This is a genomic window from Microbacterium oxydans (assembly GCF_000956405.1).
Taxonomy (GTDB): Bacteria; Actinomycetota; Actinomycetes; order Actinomycetales; family Microbacteriaceae; genus Microbacterium; species Microbacterium oxydans_C.
Window position 1 is genome coordinate 127,226 of the sequence record NZ_JYIV01000028.1, and the last position, 23,048, is coordinate 150,273.

Annotated in this window: 28 protein-coding genes; 16 read left to right on the forward strand and 12 right to left on the reverse strand. The window is 68.0% G+C overall.

Annotation, left to right across the window (positions count from 1 at the left end; genetic code table 11):
* The first annotated feature begins 72 nt into the window (after nt 1–72).
* The 3 genes from RN51_RS13090 to RN51_RS13100 all read left to right on the forward strand — a co-directional run bounded on the left by RN51_RS13090 (nt 73) and on the right by RN51_RS13100 (nt 3,037).
* Nucleotides 73–822 (forward strand): hypothetical protein, encoded by a 750-nt coding sequence (locus tag RN51_RS13090; RefSeq protein ID WP_045264499.1) that lies wholly within the window; start codon nt 73–75, stop codon nt 820–822.
* A 61-nt stretch (nt 823–883) separates the two neighbouring features.
* Entirely contained in the window at nt 884–1,273 is a 390-nt protein-coding gene (locus RN51_RS13095; protein WP_045264500.1) for a VOC family protein, read from the forward strand.
* 330 nt (nt 1,274–1,603) lie between these two features.
* A complete protein-coding gene (locus RN51_RS13100) occupies nt 1,604–3,037 on the forward strand; it encodes a serine/threonine-protein kinase (RefSeq protein WP_045264501.1) in 1,434 nt (477 codons plus the stop codon).
* A 15-nt stretch (nt 3,038–3,052) separates the two neighbouring features.
* Here RN51_RS13100 and RN51_RS13105 read toward each other — a convergent pair whose 3' ends face one another.
* Nucleotides 3,053–3,493 (reverse strand): hypothetical protein, encoded by a 441-nt coding sequence (locus tag RN51_RS13105; RefSeq protein WP_045264502.1) that lies wholly within the window; start codon nt 3,491–3,493, stop codon nt 3,053–3,055.
* Nucleotides 3,494–3,655: 162 nt separating this feature from the next.
* Between RN51_RS13105 and RN51_RS13110 the strand changes: the two genes are divergently transcribed.
* On the forward strand, nt 3,656–3,973 hold the full coding sequence (locus RN51_RS13110) for a hypothetical protein (protein ID WP_045264503.1): 318 nt from the start codon (nt 3,656–3,658) through the stop codon (nt 3,971–3,973).
* 150 nt (nt 3,974–4,123) lie between these two features.
* On the forward strand, nt 4,124–4,462 hold the full coding sequence (locus RN51_RS13115) for a hypothetical protein (RefSeq protein WP_045264504.1): 339 nt from the start codon (nt 4,124–4,126) through the stop codon (nt 4,460–4,462).
* A 72-nt stretch (nt 4,463–4,534) separates the two neighbouring features.
* Here the strand turns inward: RN51_RS13115 and RN51_RS18585 are convergent, their stop codons facing one another.
* Entirely contained in the window at nt 4,535–4,684 is a 150-nt protein-coding gene (locus RN51_RS18585; protein ID WP_197073256.1) for a hypothetical protein, read from the reverse strand.
* A 102-nt stretch (nt 4,685–4,786) separates the two neighbouring features.
* On the opposite strand from RN51_RS18585, the gene RN51_RS13120 reads away from it, so the two are divergent.
* The 3 genes from RN51_RS13120 to RN51_RS13130 all read left to right on the forward strand — a co-directional run bounded on the left by RN51_RS13120 (nt 4,787) and on the right by RN51_RS13130 (nt 6,285).
* Entirely contained in the window at nt 4,787–5,317 is a 531-nt protein-coding gene (locus RN51_RS13120) for a hypothetical protein (RefSeq protein WP_052674720.1), read from the forward strand.
* Nucleotides 5,318–5,381: 64 nt separating this feature from the next.
* Nucleotides 5,382–5,678: a hypothetical protein gene (locus RN51_RS13125; protein ID WP_045264505.1), complete on the forward strand. Its 297-nt coding sequence runs from the start codon at nt 5,382–5,384 to the stop codon at nt 5,676–5,678.
* Nucleotides 5,679–5,709: 31 nt separating this feature from the next.
* On the forward strand, nt 5,710–6,285 hold the full coding sequence (locus tag RN51_RS13130; protein ID WP_045264506.1) for a hypothetical protein: 576 nt from the start codon (nt 5,710–5,712) through the stop codon (nt 6,283–6,285).
* Between the two features lie 51 nt (nt 6,286–6,336).
* Here RN51_RS13130 and RN51_RS18440 read toward each other — a convergent pair whose 3' ends face one another.
* The 3 genes from RN51_RS18440 to RN51_RS13135 form a co-directional block, all read right to left on the reverse strand.
* A complete protein-coding gene (locus tag RN51_RS18440) occupies nt 6,337–6,510 on the reverse strand; it encodes a hypothetical protein (RefSeq protein WP_156149184.1) in 174 nt (57 codons plus the stop codon).
* A gap of 46 nt (nt 6,511–6,556) precedes the next feature.
* Nucleotides 6,557–6,709, reverse strand: coding sequence for a hypothetical protein (locus RN51_RS18445; RefSeq protein ID WP_156149185.1), 153 nt, complete (start codon nt 6,707–6,709; stop codon nt 6,557–6,559).
* Between the two features lie 218 nt (nt 6,710–6,927).
* Nucleotides 6,928–8,328 carry a threonine/serine ThrE exporter family protein gene (locus tag RN51_RS13135; protein WP_045264507.1) on the reverse strand — a complete coding sequence of 467 codons (1,401 nt, stop codon included), beginning with the start codon at nt 8,326–8,328 and terminating at the stop codon, nt 6,928–6,930.
* 361 nt (nt 8,329–8,689) lie between these two features.
* On the opposite strand from RN51_RS13135, the gene RN51_RS13140 reads away from it, so the two are divergent.
* The 3 genes from RN51_RS13140 (at nt 8,690) to RN51_RS13150 (ending at nt 9,798) form a co-directional block, all read left to right on the forward strand.
* A complete protein-coding gene (locus RN51_RS13140) occupies nt 8,690–9,040 on the forward strand; it encodes a hypothetical protein (protein WP_045264508.1) in 351 nt (116 codons plus the stop codon).
* A gap of 63 nt (nt 9,041–9,103) precedes the next feature.
* Nucleotides 9,104–9,358, forward strand: a complete 255-nt coding sequence (locus tag RN51_RS13145) for a hypothetical protein (protein ID WP_045264509.1) — start codon at nt 9,104–9,106, stop codon at nt 9,356–9,358.
* On the forward strand, nt 9,355–9,798 hold the full coding sequence (locus RN51_RS13150) for a BLUF domain-containing protein (RefSeq protein ID WP_052674722.1): 444 nt from the start codon (nt 9,355–9,357) through the stop codon (nt 9,796–9,798). Before RN51_RS13145 ends, RN51_RS13150 begins: the two co-directional genes overlap by 4 nt.
* 14 nt (nt 9,799–9,812) lie before the next feature.
* On the opposite strand, the gene RN51_RS13155 is transcribed toward RN51_RS13150, so the two are convergent.
* The 3 genes from RN51_RS13155 to RN51_RS13165 are packed head-to-tail and all read right to left on the reverse strand — an operon-like array spanning nt 9,813 to nt 15,537.
* A complete protein-coding gene (locus RN51_RS13155; protein WP_231579295.1) occupies nt 9,813–10,463 on the reverse strand; it encodes a TetR/AcrR family transcriptional regulator in 651 nt (216 codons plus the stop codon).
* Nucleotides 10,460–12,640 (reverse strand): YhgE/Pip domain-containing protein, encoded by a 2,181-nt coding sequence (locus RN51_RS13160; protein WP_045264510.1) that lies wholly within the window; start codon nt 12,638–12,640, stop codon nt 10,460–10,462. The genes RN51_RS13155 and RN51_RS13160 overlap by 4 nt, the downstream gene beginning before the upstream one ends.
* Entirely contained in the window at nt 12,637–15,537 is a 2,901-nt protein-coding gene (locus RN51_RS13165) for a YhgE/Pip family protein (protein ID WP_045264511.1), read from the reverse strand. The genes RN51_RS13160 and RN51_RS13165 overlap by 4 nt, the downstream gene beginning before the upstream one ends.
* A gap of 139 nt (nt 15,538–15,676) precedes the next feature.
* Between RN51_RS13165 and RN51_RS13170 the strand changes: the two genes are divergently transcribed.
* A complete protein-coding gene (locus tag RN51_RS13170; RefSeq protein ID WP_045264512.1) occupies nt 15,677–16,504 on the forward strand; it encodes an SDR family NAD(P)-dependent oxidoreductase in 828 nt (275 codons plus the stop codon).
* On the opposite strand, the gene RN51_RS13175 is transcribed toward RN51_RS13170, so the two are convergent.
* On the reverse strand, nt 16,505–17,158 hold the full coding sequence (locus tag RN51_RS13175) for an NADPH-dependent F420 reductase (protein WP_045264513.1): 654 nt from the start codon (nt 17,156–17,158) through the stop codon (nt 16,505–16,507).
* Between the two features lie 11 nt (nt 17,159–17,169).
* On the reverse strand, nt 17,170–17,529 hold the full coding sequence (locus RN51_RS13180) for a hypothetical protein (protein WP_045264514.1): 360 nt from the start codon (nt 17,527–17,529) through the stop codon (nt 17,170–17,172).
* 26 nt (nt 17,530–17,555) lie between these two features.
* Between RN51_RS13180 and RN51_RS13185 the strand changes: the two genes are divergently transcribed.
* Entirely contained in the window at nt 17,556–18,047 is a 492-nt protein-coding gene (locus RN51_RS13185; RefSeq protein ID WP_045264515.1) for a MarR family winged helix-turn-helix transcriptional regulator, read from the forward strand.
* 45 nt (nt 18,048–18,092) lie between these two features.
* Here RN51_RS13185 and RN51_RS13190 read toward each other — a convergent pair whose 3' ends face one another.
* Together RN51_RS13190 and RN51_RS13195 are read right to left on the reverse strand one after the other, a co-directional pair.
* Complete coding sequence (locus tag RN51_RS13190) at nt 18,093–18,665, reverse strand: GNAT family N-acetyltransferase (protein ID WP_045264516.1); 573 nt, start codon at nt 18,663–18,665, stop codon at nt 18,093–18,095.
* A 2-nt stretch (nt 18,666–18,667) separates the two neighbouring features.
* On the reverse strand, nt 18,668–18,979 hold the full coding sequence (locus RN51_RS13195) for an NIPSNAP family protein (protein ID WP_045264517.1): 312 nt from the start codon (nt 18,977–18,979) through the stop codon (nt 18,668–18,670).
* A 77-nt stretch (nt 18,980–19,056) separates the two neighbouring features.
* Here RN51_RS13195 and RN51_RS13200 point away from each other — a divergent pair, with 77 nt between their 5' ends.
* The 3 genes from RN51_RS13200 (at nt 19,057) to RN51_RS13210 (ending at nt 23,035) form a co-directional block, all read left to right on the forward strand.
* Nucleotides 19,057–19,950 carry a formylglycine-generating enzyme family protein gene (locus RN51_RS13200; protein ID WP_045264725.1) on the forward strand — a complete coding sequence of 298 codons (894 nt, stop codon included), beginning with the start codon at nt 19,057–19,059 and terminating at the stop codon, nt 19,948–19,950.
* A gap of 86 nt (nt 19,951–20,036) precedes the next feature.
* Nucleotides 20,037–21,536, forward strand: coding sequence for an arylsulfatase (locus RN51_RS13205; protein ID WP_045264518.1), 1,500 nt, complete (start codon nt 20,037–20,039; stop codon nt 21,534–21,536).
* Nucleotides 21,537–21,562: 26 nt separating this feature from the next.
* Nucleotides 21,563–23,035, forward strand: coding sequence for a thioester domain-containing protein (locus RN51_RS13210; RefSeq protein WP_045264519.1), 1,473 nt, complete (start codon nt 21,563–21,565; stop codon nt 23,033–23,035).
* Nucleotides 23,036–23,048: the final 13 nt, after the last annotated feature.

Below are 23,048 nucleotides of genomic sequence, written 5' to 3' on the forward strand. Positions count from 1 at the left end.
CAGGGAGACACGGTCGGGCGATAGGTCGTCCGGGAGCGCCGCTTCCTCGCCGCACTCCCGAGAGGCACGACCATGCAATTCACTTCACGACGAATCCTCGACGACCGCATCGTCGAGCGCGAGTTCACGCTCGACGACATCTCCGGCATCCTCTGGACGCCGCCCGCCGCATCGTCGACCGCACCCGTCCCGCTCATCCTCATGGGCCAGCCCGGCGGTATCGGCATGCGGCGCATGTATCCGAGACTGGTCGCGCGTGCACGCAGCGCCAGTGCACAGGGCTTCGCCACCGTGGCGATCGAGCTGCCGGGGGCCGGTGAACGCGCTCCACTGCCCGGCGCCGAGCTGGCCAGAGCCGACCTCATGCGAGCGATCACCGCCGGAGAGAAGCCTTCCGCGGATGTCATCGACCGGCTGATCCTCCCTCTGGTGGACCGGGCGGTCCCCGAGTGGCAGCTGACCCTCGACGAGCTCCTGGAGCTTCCGGACATCGGCGACCGCGTCGCATTCTCCGGAGGGGTGATCGCGATCGGCACCCGCCTCGCCGCGATCGACTCACGCATCGTGGCGGCCGGACTCTTCGCAGGCAGCTTCGTCCCGCGCTCGACGATGGCAGAGGCGCGACGGGTGACGATCCCGCTGCACGTGCTGCTCCAGTGGGACGACGAGGGCAACGACCGGCAGATGGCGCTCGACCTGTTCGACGCCTTCGGCTCGACGGAGAAGACGCTGTACGCCAACATGGGCGGCCACACCGGAGTGCCGCCGTTCGCGGGGGAGGACGCCGCCCGCTTCTTCGCCCGTCACCTCGGTGGTGCGTGAGGGCGGTACGCGGGGTGAGCGGGCATCGATAGATTGAAGACCATCCGCAGAAAGGAACTCGATGGCATCGCTCGTCACCGCACTCGATCACCTCCAGCTCTCGGTCGCGCGCCTGGACGAAGCCGTCGCGTGGTACACCGACGTCCTCGGCTTTCGGCTGCTCACGAACTACGGTGCCTACGCCATGTTGCGACTCGAGCCCGGCCTCGACGTCATGCTCTGGGAAGCCGTCGACCACACGCCTGTGCAGGTCGCCGTCGACGGTGAGACGAAGCCGATCTTCTTCCTCAAGACCGAGAGCTTCGATCAGCTCGCCGCTCGTCTCGAACAGGAGCAGGTGCGGGTCGCCGGAATCGAGGATCTCGGCTTCGCGCGATTCCTGAAGTTCTACGACCCCAGCGACAACTTCCTCGGCGCCATCGAGTTCGCGCAGGATCCCTCAGCCGCGTGATCTGAACCACGTTCGAAGGCGAGGCGCTCGCCGAGGGGGAGGGATTCGGCGAACGCCCCGCCTGCGCCCGGTGGTTGCGAGCGCGGCCCCCCACGATCTCGCGCTACGACCGGAGCACGATCAGGATGCGCCCGATGGAGCCGGAATGCAACGGACCTTCGTGTTTTCCTGCATAGTCTGGACAAAAGTCGCTGTCGGTGGCCGCAGACGCGGGAGCTGGATCCGTCCGGACGGTTCCGGGTCCTGTCAAGGCCCGATGCGTCGACGAAAGATCGCCCTAAAGTCATCGAATGCCACCCATGACCCGACGGGTGGCAGGAGGACTCGCCGATGATCGAAGACTCTGCGCCCACTGACTCTGCGCCCACTGATCCTGCGCCCACGCAAGAACTGCTGGGCGGGCGCTATCAGCTGAGGGACTGCGTCGGACAGGGCGGCATGGCCCGCGTGTATCGTGCCGACGACGTCCTGCTCGGCAGGACGGTGGCGATCAAGCTGCTGAACGAAGGCACGGAGGGCGCTTCCTCCGAGCGTGCGCGCAGTGAGATGACGGTGCTGGCCTCGCTCAACCACCCTGCGATGGTCACGCTCTACGACGCCCAGCTGGTGCCGGGCAAGGCAGAGTACCTGGTGATGGAGTTCGTCGACGGCCCGACGCTGTCCGCCCGCATCGCCCAGGGTCCCGTGCCGCCGACCGACGTCGCCATGATCGCCGCGGATCTCGCCGAAGCACTGCATGTGGTGCACGGTGCCGGCGTGGTGCACCGCGATGTGAAGCCGTCGAACGTGCTGCTCTCGCCCACCTCGCTCCCGGGGAGTCGTTCGGGCGCGAAGCTCGCCGACTTCGGCATCTCCGTGCTCGTCGACGATGCCCGACTGACATCCCCCGGCGTCGTCATCGGCACCGCTGCCTACCTCGCCCCCGAGCAGCTCCGGGGCGCACCTCCTGCTCCGGCGGCCGACATCTACGCCCTGGGTCTCGTGCTGCTGGAGGCACTCACCGGGAAGCGGGCGTTCGGCCAGGCTGAGGGGATCGGGGCGGCGATGGCTCGTCTCATCGAGGTCCCTGCAGTTCCGAGATCCGTGGGTCCGCAGTGGGCGGATCTGCTGACCCGGATGGTGGCGATCGCCCCTGAGGACCGGCCGAGTGCTGCTGCCGTGTTCGCCGCGGCCTCCATGCTCGCGTCTGCCCCGGTCGTGCCCCCTCGCCCTCCCGTGCCCGTGATCGCCCCTCCGGTCCCGGCCGCGAGCGCAGCATCCGCCGTCAGCACCGCACCTACGCGGCTCCTCTCCTCGAAGACTCCGGAGCGCGTGGTGCCCACGCGTCGCCCGACGCACCGGTGGGGTGTGATCGGCACCGCCGCTGTCGCGGTCGCCGCATCCGTCCTTGTCGGAGTGTGGGCGGCGGGGCAGGGCTTCGGGGACACCGGCATCGTCAAGACCGGGGATGTCGAATCCGTCGTCACCGAGCAGACACCGGAACCGTCGCCCTCGATCGCGCCGACGCCGGACCAGGCGGACGTGGCGCAGGACAGCCCCGTAACGGTGGTCCCCGTCGTCCCGGCCGAGAACACGCAGCCGGGAACGGTCGATCAGGTCGTCGATCAGACGAAGGACGAGCTGAAGGCAGCGGAACAGGCCGCCAAGGACGACCGCAAGGCACAGGAACAAGCCCAGAAGGCGGCCGAGCAGGAGCAGAAGAAGGCGGACAAGGAACAGGAGAAGGCGGACAAAGAGCAGGAGAGACGCGACGCGAAGAAGTAGCGTCACCCGACCCGATCAGCCCGCCGTGGCGGCGGCCCGCTCTCCGTCGGAGTTCGGCGTCCACCCGTACCAGCCGCCGTCCGTGGCCATCACGCTCCAGTCGCGGCAGACGAAGACGGTCTTCGCCTTGTAGGGATCGGGGGCGCCGTCGAGGGTCCAGGAGGGCGCCGACTGCCGCTCGACCTCGGTGCAGGCGTCGGCAAGGTCGGACGGGCTGGTCAGGAGGATCACCGCGTCTTCGGCCTTCTCGACCGTCGAGGTGCGCACGGTGATCTGCGAGGAATCTGCGGGGATCCAGTCCGCGTCGACTCCCGCCCCCTTCGCGAAAGCGGCCGCATCGTCGAAAGTCGACGTCGACTGCTTGTGGACGATGCTGTCGAAAGCAGAGCACCCGGTGAGCGAGAGTGCCCCCGCGAAGATCAGGGCGGAGGCGGCGAGAAGCGGTCGTACGTTCATGCCTTCAGCTTCGTGGGCGTGAGGCTGTCGCGGCATCCCTCGTGCGAGGTATCGGCGTACCTCGCACGGATGACGTGCGCCCGGCGGACGATCTGAATGGAGGGCGTCGGCGGCTGCCGCTGTCGTCTATCGAACACGGGACGACGGTCGTAATCTGGATCGATGGGACAGCTCATCTACGGAGGGTCCACGGCCCCGATCCTGATCGAGGATCGCGCGCTCGCCCACCTCAAGGTCGTGATCGCCACAAAGCTCCGGAGGCAGGAGAGCTTCACGTTGAGCTGGGTGCACAAAGACGGCGAAGCCCCTGGACGATCGACGATATGGCTGCACCCGTCGATCCCGCTCCGGTTCATCTTCGACGAGACCGAGGCGCCGGTCCTCAACCCGGAGTGGCTCACCGCGCTGTCGCAGACCCTCAGCAGCTCGGGCGGGATCTGCCTCGTCGACGAGATCATCGACCCCACTCTGCCCGGCTGAACGGGCCGCTGTCGTCCCTCGTGAGTCGGCGTGCGACAGATGACAGCCCTGATGTCTCCCATGTGTGCGATGCTGGGAGGACACCACTCAGCGATCATCTCGGTTGCGCCTCTGGCACGGGTTCCCGTGGCGAAAACAGAGGAGCCCATCATGGGCAGGTTCATCTACGAAGGCGACGTCAAGACCGAGATCGAGGATCGTGCGCTGACGCACATCCAGCTCGTCATGACCGCCAAACTCCGTCGCGGCGAACCCTTCGGTTTCAGCTGGAAGGAAGACGTCAGCATCGGCGGCGGACGTACGACCGTATGGGTGCACGGCGGCAGCGCACTCGTCTTCAAGTACAGCGGGAGCCGTCAGCCCTCCATCAACCGCGAGTGGATCGAAGCTCTCGCCTTCACCGCGAACTCTCCGAGCGGTCTGTACCTCGTGCGCGAGCCGGCAGACGTCGCCCCGCGCGAGCCCAACCGGGTTCTCGAGCCCGCGTAAGCCGCAGGCGACGCGTCCGTCCGAGACCAGTCAGGCTGCGGACGGATGCGTCGTCGGTCATCCGAGCGGAGCTCAGCCTCCGGACGGGTTCTCGAGCGGCCTGCCGTTCTCGTCGGTGGTCTCCTCCTCGAGCACCTCGTCGGTGTCGGGTGCGCCACCCGACGCGGTGTCGGCCTCCTCATCGGGGCCGGGGGTTCCCTGCGTGTTCTTCGGATCGCTCATGCTTCTCTCCTTTCGTCGGACGGGCGACGCTAGTCGTCGACGCTGATCGTCGTCAGGGGGTTGACCGCACGCGGGCGCAGGGGTGCTGATAATCTGCGGGCCATGCAGCCACCCGAAGACGACCGCCCTCGGTCGAGTGGAGAGTCGGCCGACGTCGTCACCGCCTCGATCAAGGAACGGGTCTACGCCACCTTCACCGGCCTCGCCATCGTGCTCGTCCAGAACTCGAACGTCGAGCACACCAGCGCGGTGCGGGCGAGCGTCACCCTTCTGGTCGGGATCGTGGCCATCGCGGTGGCGGGGTTCGTGGCAGAGCTGCTCGCGCACCTGGCCGTGCACGCCACCTTCCCCGATCGGCGGGAGTTCGGGCGGATGCTCCGCCTCACAGGCACCGCCATCGCCTCGGCGGCCGTCCCGCTCCTGGTACTCCTCCTCGCCGTGCTCGGCTGGATCGAGCTGGACACAGCCCTCACGATCGCTTCGGTCGTCTATGTCGCCATCCTCGGGCTGATCGGGTACGTCGCCGTCCGCCGCACCCGCGCGCCCTGGTGGAGACAGGTGATCGCGCTGGGGATTCTGGTCGCCCTCGGTGGGTTGGCCATCCTCATCCAGCAACTCGCCCACGGACACTGAGGACGTCGCTCTCGTGTCGAGCGCCGAACCCGGGAATTGCCCTGCTACGGAGTAATCTCAGAGGATGGGAACTCTCGAGTACAACAGCTCTCGTCCTCCGATCAAGGTCGATGACGCGACGTTGGCGCACTTGAAGATCGTGATCGGCACCAAGCTGCGTCGTCACGAGAGCTTCATGATGACGTGGCTGCCCGAGGACAAGAATCCTGCCGGACGCCTCACCATCTGGATGCACCCCGCCATCCCGCTGATCCTCGCGTTCGATGCGTCGGTGACGCCGGAGATCGACACCAAGCGCATCGAGCGGATGATGGAGCACCTCAACGCACGCGGTGAGCTCGTCCTGGACCAGCTCGCGTAGAAGAGTCGTCTCGCTCCCTATAGTGGGGGCCATGTCACGTCGCTCCGCCCTGGTCCTCGGTCTCTCCGCACTTCTGCTGCTGACGGGGTGTGCGTCTGCGGCGGGCGACGGTTCCGCTGCGCCCACGTCCGCCCCCACCGCCACACAGAGCGTGCCGCCCGCCAGAATCGACGCGGCCGCCGAGGAGCAGGCGCAGGCATGGCTGGATGCGGCTGTCGTGCCCCCAGGTGCTGTGCGCGTGACCGAGAAGCCCGTCTCGTTCAACTCCTCCTACCAGGGGTGGCCGTGCCAGCCGGTCGCCCAGCTCGAGGGGTACTGGACCCTGGCTGACACGACAGTGGCGGGGGCCGCGAACTGGTTGCAGGAGAATCCGACGGCGGATCTGGTCAGCACCGCGTCCGGCTCACCCTGGGCGGAGGACCCGAACCTCGACGGTGCGACCATCGGCTACATACCCGCCGACGACTCGCAGCAGGGCGTCGTCTACACCGTGGTGAAGACGGACTCGGGCGTCGCGATCCGGGCGGAGGTCGCGGCCCTCAGCGCGTCGGCCTCGTGTCCTTCGCTTCCTCCCGGGGAGATGCTGGGCAAGCCCGGGCAAGGCTGAGCGCCTCCGCGAGGTCTCCGCGAAGGCGCTCTGCGCACCGGCTGAACGCTGTCAGTCCTCGCGGGGGTCCTCGGCCTCGGTGCTGCCGTCCGTGTCACCCGCGTCCGTGTCGGTGGGAGGAACGGTCGGAGGGGTTCCCTTACCGTCCTCGGCCCCGAGGTTGTCGATGTCTTCCGGCCCGGGCGAGGGCTCGGTGCTGATGTCGTTCCGGTCGTTCGTGCTCATGCGAGCCTCCTCGGTCGCTGTGGGTTCTCGACGCTCGACGTCGCGATCAGGGCAGGTCTTCGACGTCGATGTCGTCGTCGATGTCGTCGTCGTCGGTGTCGTCGTCGGTCGAGGGCATGTCGGGGTCGATGCCCTGAGCCTCGACCTCGGGGGTCTCGTCCGAGTCGACGTCGTTCGAATGGTGCTGGGGGTCTGACATGCGATTCTCCGATCGATCAGTGGGCTGGTCGACCAGTGTCGCCCCACTTCCGCCCGGTCCGTCTGCCCGTTGACAGGGAGGAGGCCGCGAGCGGACAATCCTCGTCTGCTCCCTTCACTCAGTGCACGGCCCGTCCGCGAGTGGACGACTTCCCGACGTGAATCACCCGTGCGCTCGGCGAGATCGCGTGCACTCGGCGCGGGACGGGGGAGAGGGGGTCAGCGGCGGGTGCGGGCGCGGGTCTTCGCGACGCTCGCGAGGGTGGCGCGGACGGGGGTTCCGAGGTAGAGACCCAGCGAGGCGCCGGAGGCCAGACCGATCCCGATCACGGCCGCATCGATGAGGGAACCGCCGGCGAGCAGCATCCCCGTCGACGTGCCAGCCGCGTGGACCATCTCGAGCAGACCCTGGAACACGGCGACTCCGGGAACGAGCGGCACGATCGCCGCCGTGGTGACCGCGACCGAGGGGACATGCAGGTTTCGCGCGATCAGCATCCCCAGGAAGCTCGCCAGCAGCGCGCCCACCGCGCTCGCCGCCGCGGGGTGCAGGTTCAGCGCCACCGAGCCCGCATAGCCTGCGAGCGTCACGGCACTCAGGAGCGCACTGACCAGGATGATGCGGATGCCGGCGCCGTTGAACACCGCGACGGCGACCGCGATGATGATCGCACCGGCGAACTGGTTGACGAGTGGCCCGAACGGTGCGGGGTCGTCGGGGAGGTCCATCGTGAAGCCCAGAACCCCGCCGAGTTCGAGGCCGACGAGGATGCCGATCACCACGCCGAGGGTCTGCATGGTCAGGTCGAGGATGCGTCCACCCGCCGTGAGGGCGAAGCCGTCGATCGCATCTTGTGCCGCACCGACCACCGTGAGACCGGCGAGCATCAGCACGATGCCCGAGGCCACGATGATCGACGGGCGGATGCCGACGAACGGCTCGATCCCCGCGGTGCCGAGCGCCGAGACCACGACGGCCACGATCGTCGTCACCAGCCCTCCCGCGATCTGGCTGAAGAACAGGGGAACGCGGAGCCGCGCGAGCCCGGCCTGGGTCAGGGCTGCGCACAACGCGGCGACGAATGTGAGTCCGACGATGATCGGTGCGGCACCGAGCATGATGCTGACCCCGACCGCGAGCAGAGCGCGCGCGACGATCACGACCGGCTGCTGGTAGCGGAACGGCACACGCCGGATGGCGCGGAACGTGGTGCGCGCGGATTCGAGGTCGAGGCCGCCGTCGATGTCGGCGACCAGGGCCTGCACACGCTGCAGCTTCGCGTGATCGGGCGCGGTCACCCGCACGACCCGCACCAGGGTCTCCGGCCAGACCTCTCCGCTCAGGTGGAACGACACCGTGATGGAGTTGTACGTGACGTCGACCTGCACGCCGCGCATCCCGTAGGCGTCGCATACCCGTGTGATCGCGAGCGTGACCTCGTGCGCGGAGGCGCCGACGGCGAACATCGACTCCCCGATGCGCGTCGCCAGATCGAGCACCCGGGGGACCGTGCGTTCATCGATGACGGGCATGGCCTCGGTGTGTGCGACCGCCGACGGATCGGTGTGCAGCAGACGGCGCACGGAGGCGAGCAGCGGCCGGCGGGAACTCGCGGACATATTCTCCATTCTCCCGCCGGTGCCGTCGATCACGGGGAAGACTGTCCGGTCCTCCGCGACCCGAACGCGGAGGACCGGCGAAATCGAGTGAGCGGGTGCGCATGTGCACCGGCCCCCGAGCCGCCGCCCGGACCCGAGAGAGAATCCGAACACGCCGCCGGTTCGACCGACGTAGAGCGCTGAAGCGACTCTTCGTGTCTGCCACGATACGCACGAACCGCGGAAGCACCGCTATCGGGCCCCCTCCCTTGACGGAAGCCCCGACGCGCTGGTAGCGGTGTGGTGGACATGGTTAGCGTCTGAGGGGACCGCGATGCAACCCCCTTGGGCCTGCTGCGTCGATCGTGGCACCGTCGGGGGTATGAAACTCGTGTCCTATGCAGGCCAACAGGTGGTCACGACCGACGATGTCGCCGACGCGCTGGTCGCGCTCGCGGCAGCCATCGCGAGCGAAGGTGAATCCGCGGCCCTCCGGTTGCCGATCGTCATCGATGGGAAGAAGGATTCCGCCGATCTGATCGTCGGCGTCGGCAATGACCTCCTGGTCGGGCCGCAGACCTCCGAAGGGGATGACCCCGACTTCTCCGAAGACGCCGCGGAGATCCGCCGGCACCCCCTCTTCCCCCAGCGCGCCGCCGGAGATGAGGATGAGGATGAGGAGATCGGGATCGCGTCGATCGACTTCGACATCGACCACGGGGCTCGCGCTTAGCGCACTCGCGGTGGCGGTGTAAAGGGGAGCGCGCAACGGATACCGTGCACCTAGTCTGCTGAGGTGCCGAACTCCGCCCTGCCTGATCACGACGTCCTCTGGGCGTGCGTCGAGGAGGGCTTCCACGTCGGGAGCCGCCGCGGCGACTTCCTCGGGTACGTCGACAGGCAGACCGGAGGTGGGTATCGCGCGTTCGATGCCCGATCCCGGTCCCTCGGCGACTTCCCGTCATTGCGTGCAGCGACCGCCGCCGTCGAGGATCTGACGGACGATGCGTCGCCCGCGGTCCATGACGGCGAGCAGGGAGTCACGCTGTGAGGTCGGTCCCGACCACAGGTCTGGTCTCGCTCGTCTACACCAGCACGGCGTCCCAGCCGTTCCGCGAAACCGCTCTCGAGCAGCTGCTCGCCGTCTGTCGTCGCCTCAACGACGGGCGCGGCATCACCGGCATGCTCCTCCACCGAGACGGGCGCTTCATCCAGGTGCTGGAGGGGCAGGCCGACACCATCGCACGCCTCGTCGACACCATCCGCAGGGACCCCCGGCACCGAGACCTGCGCGTGCTGCTGACACAGTCGATCGCCGAGCGCCGCTTCCCGGACTGGACGATGGGGTATCGCGCCCTGCACGTCGGCGAGAACCGTCCACCGGGTTTCCGGGATTCGTTCGCCGACCTGGATGCCGGTGCAGACGTCGACACCACGCTCAGGGCGCTGACCGAGCTCACTCTCTGGTTCCGGGTGCGCGCGCGGGCCTGAGCACGCGGTCGCGGTCAGTCCCGGGCGAAGATCTCGGGATGCGCGTCGATGAGCTCCGCCTGCTGTGTCCAGGAGAGTCCGACGATGCTGAGCACGACCCGCACGACAGTCGAATCGGCATCGGTCGTGCTCAGACGCAGTTCGCGCAGCGTGGCCCTGGCCGTCTCCTCGATCAGGAAGGCGAGCAGCTCGGGTGGCATGTCTCCGCGGAAGGCTCCTGAACCCACCCCCACTGCGGTCAGTTCGCGGATGCGTCGCCGCAGCGGAGCCAGGGCGCGGACGGTGTCGGCCAGATGCACGTCGTCGAGTGCGATGTTCGCCGACGCGCGCACGGCCGATGCCTCGCGCCAGAGCCGTGTGGCCATCCTCGCCAGGGTCACCCGCGGATCGGACTCGTCCGTGGTCTCGGCGATCGTGTTGAAGCGCTGCGCGCCCACCGCGATCACCTCGCGCAGCAGGCTGTCACGGTCGGCGAAGTGGCCGTAGACGGCTCGACGCGTGAGACCGGCGGCCTGCGCGATCGCATCGAGAGAGGCCGTGGGGTTGGTCGCGAGCACCGACTGCGCCGCGCGCAGGAGGGCTTCGCGGTTGGCCAGGGCATCGCGGCGCCGGCGCGGGGCCGGTGCGGACGTCTCCTGCCCGTCTCGCGGAGTCACGGCGCTCACGACATCACCTTGGTCGAGGCGAGGGCATCGACCAGCTTGCGGTTGTAGTTCACCAGTGGTCGCCGCAGCACGAGTCCGAGCAGAAGTGCAGGGATGATGAACAGCGCGAGAGCACCGAGCGCCCACCAGAAGTCGCCCTGATAGACGCCGGCGATCGCCGCCCGCACCATGTTCACCGCATAGGTCGCGGGGAGGAACGGGCTGACGCTCTGGAACCAGGCAGGCAGCAGCTGCAGCGGGTAGGCGCCGCCCGATCCGGAGATCTGGATCACCAGGAGCAGCACCGCGAGTGCCTTCCCCGCATTGCCGAACGCGACCACCGCCGTGTACACGATCAGGGTGAACACCGTCGAGATCGCCCACCCCGCCAGGATCAGCAGCAGCGGATGCGCGGGTTCGATCTGCACGAAGAGGATCAGCCCGAGCGTCAGCAGTGTGCTCTGCGCGAGTCCGACGAGGCCGAAGATGCCGTAGCGGCCGAGGTACTTCTGCGTCGGGGTGAGCTCCGGCCGGTCGGGCAGCGTCTCGGCGTTCACGTCCGTGCGGATCGTCACGGTCATCAGGAGCGCGCCCACCCACAGGGCGAGGATCATGTACAGCGGAGCCATGGCGGCACCGAAGCCGGCCACGGGGAACACCGCTGTGCGGTCGAGGCGCACCGGCTCGGCGAGCGAGGTCGCCAGCACGCCGGGGTCCGCACCGATCAGCGCACTGAGGTCACCGGTGTCGGCGGCCGTCGCGATCGACTGCTGCACGGTGTCGAACCTGTCGGCCAGAGAGTTCAGTGCCGCCGACAGCCCGGTCGTGGCCTCCTGTGCGCGCGACAGGGTGGACAGCACGGAGTCCGATGCTCCGGACAGACCGGATGCGATGCCGGAGAGGTCGGAGCGGATCGCCGAGACGTCGGAGCCGATCTGCGCGAGCGTCGACGAGAGGGCGTTCAGCTGGGTCTTGAGCCCGTCGTCGTAGGTGGTCCGTGCGTCGGCGATCGCCTTCTTCGCCTCGGCGATCGCGGCGCTGATCTCCTGATGCGAGCTCTGCGCCGCGTCGTTGCCTGCCGCGATCTGCGTCGCCGTGTCCTGCAGCCGCTGCTGCAGCGCCTGCTGGCGTGCGATCGCCTCGTCGAGTCGGCTGATCACCGCGTCGAAGTCGGCCTGCGCGGAATCGGGCAGATTCGGTCCGACCTGGGTCTCCAACGTGTTCTTCACAGCCCGGTACTGGTCGGCCTGCTGCTGCACGCGTTCGGCGAGCGTGGTGACGGCCTGCACCTGGCTGCCGCTCAGCGAGTCGGCGCCCGCATACAGCTCATCGATGCGCTGACCGACGGCGTCGTAGCTGCTCGACGTCGCCGCGAGAGCGTCCGCCAATGACTGCGCGGCCGTCTGCAAGGTCTTCTTGAGGGTGCCCGCCGCATCCACTCCGCTGCCGAGAGCACCCGTGGTGTCCTTGAACGCATCGCCGGCCGATCCGACCAGACCCGATGCGCTGTCCAGCAGAGGACGACTCGCCTCGAGCAGGGCGGTGAAGGTGTCGGCGGTCGTCGCCCCCGACCGCAGCTGATCCCCGACGCTGCCGACTCGCGCCTCGATGCGGTTCAGCGCCGCCTGGGTGTCCTCATCTGTGAGGTAGTCCGACATCGATGAGACGAGGCCGAGCGCCACGTCGCCGAGCGTCTGGGCGAACGTGTCGCTGATCGCGGACGACACCCCTTCCGCACCCTGCCCCGTGATCTTGGGCGCCAGGGCGTTCTTCTTCTCGTTCGTGTAGAGGGCGATGTGCGTGCGGTCGCCGCCGTCGGCGTAGAACGTCAGCATGTCGGCGCTGAACGTCTCCGGCAGCACGATCGCGGCGTAGTACTCGCCCGACTTCGTGCCGTCGATCGCATCGTGCTCATCCGTGATGACCCAGTCGAGCTGGTCGTTCCCGCGCAGCTGCGAGAGCACCTGCTCGCCGACGTTCACGCGGATCGGGACGAGATCGCTCTGGTACCCGGCATCCGTGCTCGCGACGGCGATCTTCAGGTCCTTGGTGTTGGCGAACGGGTCCCAGCTGGCGATCACGTTGAACCAGGTGAACAGCGAGGGGATGACGACGAGGCCGAACAGCACGATGCAGGCCATCACGTTCTGGGTGGCGTGACGCACGTCGCGGCGCGTCAGATCCAGGATGTTCTTCATGCGCGGTCCTCCCCTTCGGCTCGCTCGGTGGTGTCTTGTTCGGCGGTGTCTTCTTCGGCTGTGTCGTCTTCGGCCGTGTCGTCTTCAGCTGCGTCTTCGGCCGTGTCGTCTTCGGCCGTGTCGTCTTCAGCTGAGAATTCGGGCTCGGGGGCCGGGTCCTCGGACTCCGCCACCGACTCCGTCTCTCCCTCCGGCTCGAACCACTCGGTGAGCAGGGCGTGTGCCTCGGCGCCCGAAGCCGTCTCGGTGTCGGCAGTTGTCTCGCCGAGCGGAGCGGTGTCGGTAGCGGGCGCGGTCGCGGAGAGCGGAGCGGTCGTTGCCGTCTCCCGCGCCACGGCGCCGGCCGGCATGGCCGCATCCCGGACAGCGGGTCCGGCGAGCGCCAGCTGGCGCAGCTCGGTGTCGTCGAGCGCCGCCACCTCTGCGCCGTTCTCGAAGCTGTGCTTGATGTACTCGATGGCGACGAGGAATCCGATGACGAGCAGGATCCAGAGGGTCCACAGGCCCAGCAGCAGGGCCTTGGATCCGGGGAGCGCCCAGGTGAGGATGCCGAGAACGACGAGGCCCGCTGCCCCGGTGAGCACCGTGACCTTCAGCAGCATCGGGTACCGCCGCGTGAAGGGTTCGGCGCGACGTGCCAGGTCTGCGCGGTAGTCGCTGCGGTTCGAGAGGGCGCGGATCACGTCGGTGAGCCGGTATCCGTTTCCGACGACCTGCACCTTCTCGCCGATGAGCAGATCGGTGGCGAGCACCTGTCGATTGAATAGCAGGGTGAAGTTCGCGAGACGGCGGCGGAGGACGAGTCCGATGAGGAAGGCGAGCACCACGAACACGGCGAGGGCACCGAGGAAGCGCCAGTAGTGGCCGTCGTAGAAGCCGCCGATGGTCTCGCGCATCGCGTCGATGCCGTAGGAGAACGGCAGCAGCGGATAGATCGCGCGGAAGAACCCGGGCATCAGCTCGATCGGGTACAGGCCGGAGGCGCCGGGGATCTGCATGATCACGAGGAGGATGCAGAGTCCGCGGCCCACGTGCCCGAACGCCACGCACAGGGCGTAGACGATGCTCACGTAGGCGAGGGCGATGAGCACACCCGTGCCGACGAAGGCGAGGGCGCTCACGGTCTGCACGCCGATGATGAGGTTCCCGGTGCACACGATCAGCGCCTGGCCGACGGCGAGCGTCGCGAAGAGGAAGAAGCGCCCGAAGTAGGCCTCGCGCACGGTGACCCCCTCGACGCCCTCGGTGTCGACCTCGACCCGGAAGATGACCATGAGCACGAAAGCGCCGATCCACAGCGACAGGTTCGTGAAGAGTGCGGCCATCGCCGAGCCGTAGGTGGCCACCGGGAACACCAGGTGCTCGTCGACCTCGACGGGGGAGGAGATGAACTGCGCGATCTGCTCGGGCTCCAGGTCGGTGAGGGTGCCGAGGAGGCCCCACTCGGATGCGGCGTTCAGCGCGACCACATCGGTGCGCGAGGTCTGCAGGCCCTGCTCGATGCCGGCGAGATCGCCGTCGAAGCTCGTGAGTGCCGCGGAGGTCGCCACCAGCTGCGAGTCCAGTCCGCCGAGCAGCTGGTCCGCCTGAGCGAGCACGCCCTTCTGCGCGTCCAGCGCGGCCGAGAAGGAGCCGACGCTCGCCGACAGCTGCGCCATGGCGGCGTTCAGCGAGGGCACGGTGCCGGTGAGGATGTCGCGCATCGTGGACGACGCGTCCCTGGTGTCCTGCATCGCGCGGTCGACGGCATCGGCCGTCGCCTGGATCGAGCCGACGGTGTCGGCCGCTCCGGCCTTGAGGGTCTTCAGGTCGGCGAGCAGCTGCTGGTCGGTGGCGTTGCGCTGCTGCAGCGAGGTGATGACCTCGGTCACGCGCTGCTTCGTGTCTTCGCTGAGGTCGGTGTCGTCGAGGAGCGCCTGCAACCGGGCGGCTGCGGCCTCGTTCGCCTTCAGCACGGTCGAGATGTCGTCGATCCCGGCATCGATGCGCACGCCTGCCTGCTCGAGGCTCTGGGTGAGGCGGGTGATGGAGACGTTCGCCTTCGACGAGGCGTCGGCGAGCAGGGTCGTCCCCTGCAGGAACGCGGTGGTGGCGCTGTCGGTGAAGGCGATCACCTCCTTCTGCGTCTCGGCGATGATCGACTGCGTCTGGGCGAGCGACCGCTGCACGTCGCCGAGGGTCGTGTCGACGTCGCCGAGCGTGCTCCGTGCGGACGAGAGCGTGGTGCGGGAGGAGGCGAGACCGTCCTGCGTCTCGGCGAGGTTCTCTCGCGCCGAGGCGAGTGTCTGCGCCGCCTGGTCGAAGGCGTCGAGGGTGTTGTCCCTCGCGTTCAGCAGACGGAGCTCGGTGGAGTCGCCGACGTCTTTGAGGGCGTTCGTCGCCGCGAGGGCCACCTGCTCCTTGAAGGCGCTCGTGACCTGCTTGTCGAGCTCGGAGGCGCCGACATCCGTGATCTTCGGTGCGATCGCCCCGGCCTTCTCGTTGACGTAGTACTTCAGCGCCGGCTGGGTGAAGTCGTCGCTGGTGATGCTGATCAGATCTTCGCTGAACGAGGCCGGGATGACGATGGCGGCGTAGACGTCGCCGCTCTTCACGGCGTCCTGGGCTTCGTCCTCGCCCATGAACGTCCACCCGAGCTGGTCGTTGTCCTCGAGCTGGGCGGTCACCTGCTCGCCGATGTCGATGTGGCCGGTGAGATCGGAGGAGGCGCCCTCGTCGAGATCGACGACCGCCACGCGGATGTTCGCGGTGTTGGCGTAGGGGTCCCAGAACGCGTTGATGTTGAACCACGCGTAGAGGGCCGGGGTGATGAGCACGCCGATGATGATGATCCACGCCTTGGGTACGCGGGCGAGTCTCTTGACGTCGCGCTTGTAGACACGCCAGCTCTGTTTCACAGGACGAGTTTACACATTACGTGCACACCAACGTGCAAGTTAGCTGAAGAAACGGGGTCGCGCACATCAGTCGAGGGTCGTGACGGATGCTAGCCGTGGGCTCTCACCGGGGCGGCGGCGACAGGTCTAGAGTCGCCCCATGAACGACATCGCACTGATCACCGGCACCTCATCGGGCATGGGGTTGCACGCCGCCGTCGAGCTGGCACGGAATGGACTGCACGTCGTCGCCACGATGCGCGACACGGGGAAGGCCGGAGCGCTGCGGGAAGCGGCGGCCGCGGCCGGCGTGCAGGTCGACGTACGCGCCCTCGACGTGGTCGACCACGGGGCGGCGGCACGTCTGGTGGCCGAGGTCGAGGCCGAGCTCGGAGGCATCTGCGTGCTGGTGAACAACGCGGGGCAGGGGAGCGTCGCCACCGCGGAGCAGCTGACGATGGCGCAGATCCAGGCGCAGCTGGACGTGAACTACCTGGCGCCGGTCAACCTCGCCAAACTCGTGCTCCCCGGCATGCGCGAGCGTGGCACAGGCCGCATCCTCACGGTGACGAGCGTGGGTGGAGCGGTCGGGCAGCCGTTCGCCGATGCGTACTGCGGGGCGAAGTTCGCCGTGGAGGGATTCATGCAGTCGCTGGCGGTGGTCGCCGAACGCTTCGGTGTGAGGGTCAGCGTGATCGAGCCGGCTGCTGTCGCGAGTGCCTTCGTCGAGAACGCCGTGCGTCCGGAGGGCGGTGGACCCTACGGCGCGCTGTTCGATGCGTACATCGCACGGACCGCCGGCGCCTTCGCGAACGCGCAGACGGCGGAATCGGCAGGGTCCGCCATCGCCGCTGCGGCGCTGGCGGACGAGTACCGGTTCCGTTGGCAGAGCTCGGAGGGGGCGACGCGCTTCGTCGGCGTCTCGCTCGCCGATGCCGACGGCAGCAGGGTCCTCGACTTCACCCGCCCGTGGATCGCCGCGGGCTGATCACCGCGACGACAGCTGCTGCTGGATCAACCCGCGCAGCTCCGCCGCCGTGACGTCGGCACCGAAGGCCGGTGTGCCCGGTTGCAGCGCGGCCCCCGATGCCAGGGTTTCCATCACCACCGGATCGAAGCCGAGCCTGTCGATGAGCGCTGCGACGAGAGAGACGTCGGAGGCGTCGTCCCCGGCGATGGCGATCGCCTTTCGTCCTGGCGCTCCGGCCGGTCGTGCCTCATCTTCCAGGTCGTGGTAACCCATGTGGTTCAAAGCCTTCACGACGCGCGCACCCGCGAGGAACTCCTGCACCAGCTCGCTGGTCGAGGTGCGCGGATCGCTCAGGTCATCGCGGATGCCGTCGGTCTCCCACCAGTAGTTCATGGCATCGAGCACCAGTGTGCCGTGCAGCTGCTCGACCGGAAGGGTGCGGTACTTGCCGAGCGGGAGGGCGAGGATCACGGCGTCCGCTCCGGATGCAGCGTCCTCCGCTGTCGTCGCGATCGCGCCAGGGGCGAACACATCGACGGTCAGGGCGATGCGCTCCGGAGCGCCGGAGCCGGCGATGAGCACGCGGTAGCCCGCAGCCAGCGCCAGGCGTGCGATCGTGGTGCCGACCTTGCCGGCGCCGAGGATGCCGATGGTCTCGATCGTGTCGTTCATGACCCTCTCCTTCAGGCGTGGACGGCCTTGCCGTCCTTCGTGATGCGGGCCACGGCGGGGTCGGCGAAAGCGTCTTCTCCCGGGTCCTCGGCGAGCAGTTCGCGCACGCGCGGGGCGACAACCTCGCCGAAGAGACGGATGCTGCGCTCCCGCACATCCTTCGGCAGGTGCATGATGTCGTACTTGAGGTCGAACCGGGACAGATGATTGCTGCGAACGGCGTCCGCGATCTTGTGGGCGACAGACTCGGGGGAGCCGACGTAGAGGGCGCCGGTGTCGACCTCCTCCCGATAGCGCTCGAGCGTGGGCGCATAGAAGCCGCGCTCCTTGCTCATCTGCGTCACGACCGGCTCCCAGAACTTCCAGTGCATTGACATATCAATTCCCGGGAGCTCGCATGACCGACGAACGCCACCGCCGTACTCCGACGCCCGAGCAGCTGCGCATCTGGCGAGGGTTCGTCGAGACATCCGCGACGCTGCGGGAGCGCCTGGCCGCACAGCTGCAGAACTCCTCGGCCCTCTCCACCGGCGACTACCAGGTGCTCCTCGCCCTGAGCGAGGCGCCGGGACACGCAGCACGGTCCTCGGAGCTGGCGGCCGTCATCGACTGGGAGCGCAGCCGCCTCTCGCACCATCTCGGGCGGATGGAGAAGCGGGGCCTGGTGCGACGGGAGCCGCGCGCCGATGGGGCGCACGGGGTCGACGTGCACCTCACAGACGGGGGCGCTGCGGCATTCCGCTCCGCGAACGTGCCGCATCTGCGCGCCATCCGCGATCTGTTCGTCGACGCACTCTCGCCGGAGCAGCTCGCCGCGATCGACGACGTCTCCACCGCGCTGCGTCGGCACCTCGACGGCGACGGGGACGACGGGTCCGGTCGTCGCTAGTGGATCAGAGGTCTCCTGGGCGAACGTCCTCCCACCGCGCGCCGATCAGTGCGCGGGGCGCTCGTCCGTGCTCAGTACCGACATGAGGATGGAGTCGACCCACTCGCCGTCCCAGAACAGCGTGTGGCGTTGCCGTCCTTCGTACCGGAACCCGGCCTTCTCGTAGGAACGCTGCGCACGCGGATTGAACGAGAAGACATCGAGACTCACGCGGTGCAGCCGGATGCGGTCGAACGCGTGGTCGAGAACGGCGTGCGTGGCCTCGGTGCCGTAGCCGCGTCCGAGCCGGCCGGGATTCAGGGCGATGCGGAAGTTCATCGACGCATCATCCACCTCCAGCTCGTTGAGCACGATCTCGCCGACGTACTCCTCCGTCGCGAGGTCGATGATCGCCCAGTCCGCGCGGTCGTCTCGGACGCCGACCGATTCGAGGTGCCGCATGACCGCTTCGCGGGTGAACGCCTGGCGCGTACCGGTGAGCCGGATGCTCTCCTCGTCGAACAACCCCTCCCACACGCCGTCGATGTGCGCGATGCCGAGCGGTTCCAGTCGCAGCCGCGGGGTGGTCAGGGTGGCGACGTCCGTGAGCGCGGAGACGTCGACGGCCGGTGCGTCCATGCCTACGCCCCGTCGAAGACGGGGCTGAGGAAGCGACGCTCGTATCGGCGGATGCACTTCGTCCTGCGTGCGAAGTCGAAGGCCTCGACGCACTCGGGATCGGTCTTGGACGCCGTCCGATATGCCTCGTACTCCGCGAGGGAGGGGAAGGTGAACAGCGCGAAGGCCTCGTCGCTGTCACCTTCGCTCGGCATGAAGTAGCCGTGATGGGTGCCGCCGTGCTTCTCCACGAGGCGGATCCAGGTGCGACCGTACTCGGTGAACTCGTCCAGCTTGTCCGGGTCGATCTCGTAGCGCAGATGAACGGTGATCATGCGGATGATCTTCCCAGATCACCCGGACCGTGGGCGAACCGGACACTACGCTCGGTCTCGTGACGAACTCGCGCGACATGGTCCACATCCCCGGCGGTACGTTCCAGATGGGATCCGAGGACTTCTACCCCGATGAGCGTCCGGTGCACGAGCGCGAGGTCGCCTCGTTCTTCATCGACCGCTACCAGGTGACCAACGCCCAGTATGCCGAGTTCGTCGATGCGACCGGGTACGTCACGGTCGCGGAGCGTCCGCTCGATCCCGCGGCCTTCGCCGGTGCGGATCCGGCAGACCTGGTGCCCGGGGCGATGGTGTTCACCCCCACGTCGGGTCCGACGAACCTCGGCGACTGGCGCAACTGGTGGCGCTGGCAGCCGGGGGCATACTGGCGTCGGCCGTTCGGCCCCGACTCGTCGATCGATGACCGGCTGCAGCATCCGGTCGTGCACGTCGCCTTCGAGGATGCGGTCGCGTACACCGACTGGGTGGGGATGCGACTGCCTACCGAGGCCGAGCACGAGTACGCGGCCCGCGGCGGTCTCGAGGGTGCTCGTTTCGCGTGGGGTGACGAGGCCTACCCCGGCGGCGTCGCGCAGGCGAACTCCTGGCTCGGACGCTTCCCCTACGACAACCAGGGGGTGGGCGGCACGGCCCCGGTCGGCTCGTACCCTCCGAACGGCTACGGCCTGTACGACATGATCGCCAACGTCTGGGAGTGGACGACCGACTTCTACACCCCGCGCCACCTCCGCCTGTCCGACACCCCCGTCGATGCCGGCAAGCGCACGAACCTCCTGGCCGCGGCGAGCGCCCAGGAAGGGTTCCCCGACATCCCGCGCCGTGTGCTCAAAGGGGGATCGCACCTCTGCTCGCCCGACTACTGCTTGCGCTTCCGCCCGGCTGCGCGCTCGCCGCAGGCCGAGGACACCGGCATGTCGCACATCGGATTCCGGCTCACCCGCTCCGAGTGAGACCCCCCTGGGTTTCCGTGCAGGGAACTGTTTGGCTTCGACCGAGGGCGTCCGCCCCGTCCACCGGTTGAAGCAAGGAGCCTTCCATGGCTGAGAAGCCCAACATCCTCATCATCTGGGGCGATGACATCGGCATCAGCAACCTGAGCACGTACTCGGACGGTCTGATGGGCTATCGGACCCCGAACATCGACCGGATCGCCGACGAGGGCGTGACCTTCACCGACTACTACGGCGAGCAGAGCTGCACCGCCGGCCGGGCGGCCTTTATCACCGGCCAGAACCCGTATCGCACCGGGCTCACGAAGGTCGGGATGCCGGGGGCGAAGCTGGGCCTCCAGCCCGAAGACCCCACGATCGCCGACGCGCTCAAGCACCACGGCTATGCGACGGGGCAGTTCGGCAAGAACCACCTCGGGGATCGCGATGAGCACCTTCCGACCGCGCACGGCTTCGACGAGTTCTTCGGCAACCTCTACCACCTCAATGCGGAGGAGGAGCCCGAGCACCCCGACTACCCGACCGACGAGGAGTTCCCCGGCTTCAGCGAGCGGTTCCGTCCGCGGGGAGTCATCCACTCCTGGGTGAACGAGGACGGCACCCAGCGCATCGAGGACACCGGTCCGTTGACGAAGAAGCGGATGGAGACGGTCGACGAGGAGTTCCGCGATGCGGCCGCCGACTTCATCCGCACCCAGGCCGAAGACGACACCCCCTTCTTCGTCTGGTTCAACTCCACGCACATGCACTTCCGCACCCACACCAAGGAGGAGAGCAAGGGGCGTGCCGGGCGCTGGCAGTCGAACTATCACGACACGATGCTCGATCATGACGACGTCGTCGGCAGTCTGCTCGATCTTCTCGACGAGCTCGGCCTCGCCGACAACACCATCGTGATGTACTCCACCGACAACGGCCCCCACATGAACAGTTGGCCGGACGCCGGCATGACGCCCTTCCGCAACGAGAAGAACTCCAACTGGGAGGGCGCGTATCGCGTGCCGGCGATGGTCCGCTGGCCCGGGCGCATCCCGGCGGGGACGACGCTCAACGGCATCGTCAGCCACAACGACTGGTTCGTGACGCTGCTCGCCGCGGTCGGCGACGGCGACATCGCCGACCGTCTGAAGGCAGGGACCGAGTTGCACGGCACGGAGTACAAGGTGCACCTCGACGGTCACGACCAGCTCGACTACATCACCGGCGCCGTGGCGCACAGCCCGCGTCGGCACTTCTTCTACGTCTCCGACGACGGGGATCTCACGGCTCTGCGCTTCGAGAACTGGAAGCTCGTGTTCCTGGAGCAGCGCGCCGTGGGAACGCTCCGGGTCTGGCAGGAACCGTACATCGAGTTGCGCTTCCCGAAACTGTTCAACCTGCGCACCGACCCGTATGAGCGTGCGGACATCACGTCGAACACCTATTGGGACTGGGTGCTCGACCACGTGTTCCTGTTCGTGCCGGCGCAGGCCTACGTGGGACGGATGCTCGGCTCGCTCGTCGAGTTCCCGGCGCGGCAGGAGTCGGCCTCGTTCACGATCAACCAGGTGATGTCGAAGCTGGAGTCGAGCGTGGGCAGTTCCTGAGCTCGATTCTCCAGAGAGGAGTCGAAATGCGAGACGCGGAAGAAGGCCGTCGCCCCGCCGTGGTGCGAGGTGTCATCGTGGCCGCCGTATCGACGGCGTTGATCCTGATCGGTGCCCTTCCGGCGGCGGCCATCTATGAACCGGATCCGGTGGAGACGCCACGAGACGGTTTCATCACCGAGGTCACCATCACCGGTTCGCAGTACCCGTCGAACGTGACGGGCGAGCTCACGTCCCTCGGTCCTGCTCCGGCACCGTATCCCGCCACCGGGGCCTCGGTCGAAGCGGTCAGCCCTCAGCTGATCACGATCGCCGATCCGGCGACGGGGACGACCGCATCGGCCTACTGCATCGATTTCAGTACGGAGACCGGCGTGGGGGCGGGATACAAGATCGGCGAGTGGGATGCGTCGAACGTCCCGAATCTCACCTACATCAACTACATCCTCACGAACTACTTCCCTTTCAACACGGCGAACCCGATCTCCGCGCTGACGCCGGCGCAACAGGTCGCCGCAGTGCAGACAGCCATCTGGTACTTCAGCGACGGGTTCGTCCTCGCGACCGGAACCAACCCCATCGTGCGGAACGCGACGGCCCTCGTGGTGCAGAACGCCCTGGACAGCGGCGGACTTCCGGAACCGCCGCTGCCCACGCTCGCGATCGATCCGGCCACGTCGCAGATACCCGCGACGGGCGAGGTCGTCGGCCCGTTCACCGTGAGCGGCGACATCACCGGCACCCTCGACGTGGCCCTCGGCGTGGAGGTGTTCTTCGATGCGGCCGCGACGCAGCCGGTGACGAGCACCGATCCGATTCCTCCTGGCACCCGACTCTGGGCGCGGTGGACCGGGCCCGTGCTCCCGATCAACGGCTTCCGTGTCACCGGTGTGACGTCGCTGACGCAGGGAACCGTGTATCTCTACGATCCGGACTCCTCGGGGCTGGACCAGGCGCAGAAGCTCGTGCTGGCACAGACGACGACCCTGCCGATCCGCGCGGGCGTGCGCGTCGAGTCCTACGCAGCCGGGTCCCTGACTGTGCAGAAGGTGATCACCGGCAGCGCCGCCGGGTGGCAGGGCGAGATCACGATCCAGATCGCCTGCGTCCCGCAGCTGCCCCTTGGCGTGCCGACCACTGCCGTCATCCCGGCGGGAGCCACCGCACCCGAGCCGATCGTGTTCAGCGGGATCCCGGACGGGGCGTCCTGCACCGTGTCCGAGCCGACGAACGGCGCGACCGCGAGCGTCAACCTCACGGCGCAGCGGATCGAACCCGCGACGGTCACCGTCTCGACCGAGACCGCGGCGACAGTCTCCGTCACGAACGCGTACGAGCCGGTGCCGGCCGATCCGGTGGAGCCGACCGATGGCTCCGCGCTCGCGGCGTCGGGCCCCGACTCCTCGATGGGTGCGCTCGGTCTCGCGGGCATCGGTCTTCTCGTAGCCGGATTGCTCATCCACCGGCGGAGGTCCAGGGCAGGAGCCCCGCACCTCTGAGTAGTGCGATCCC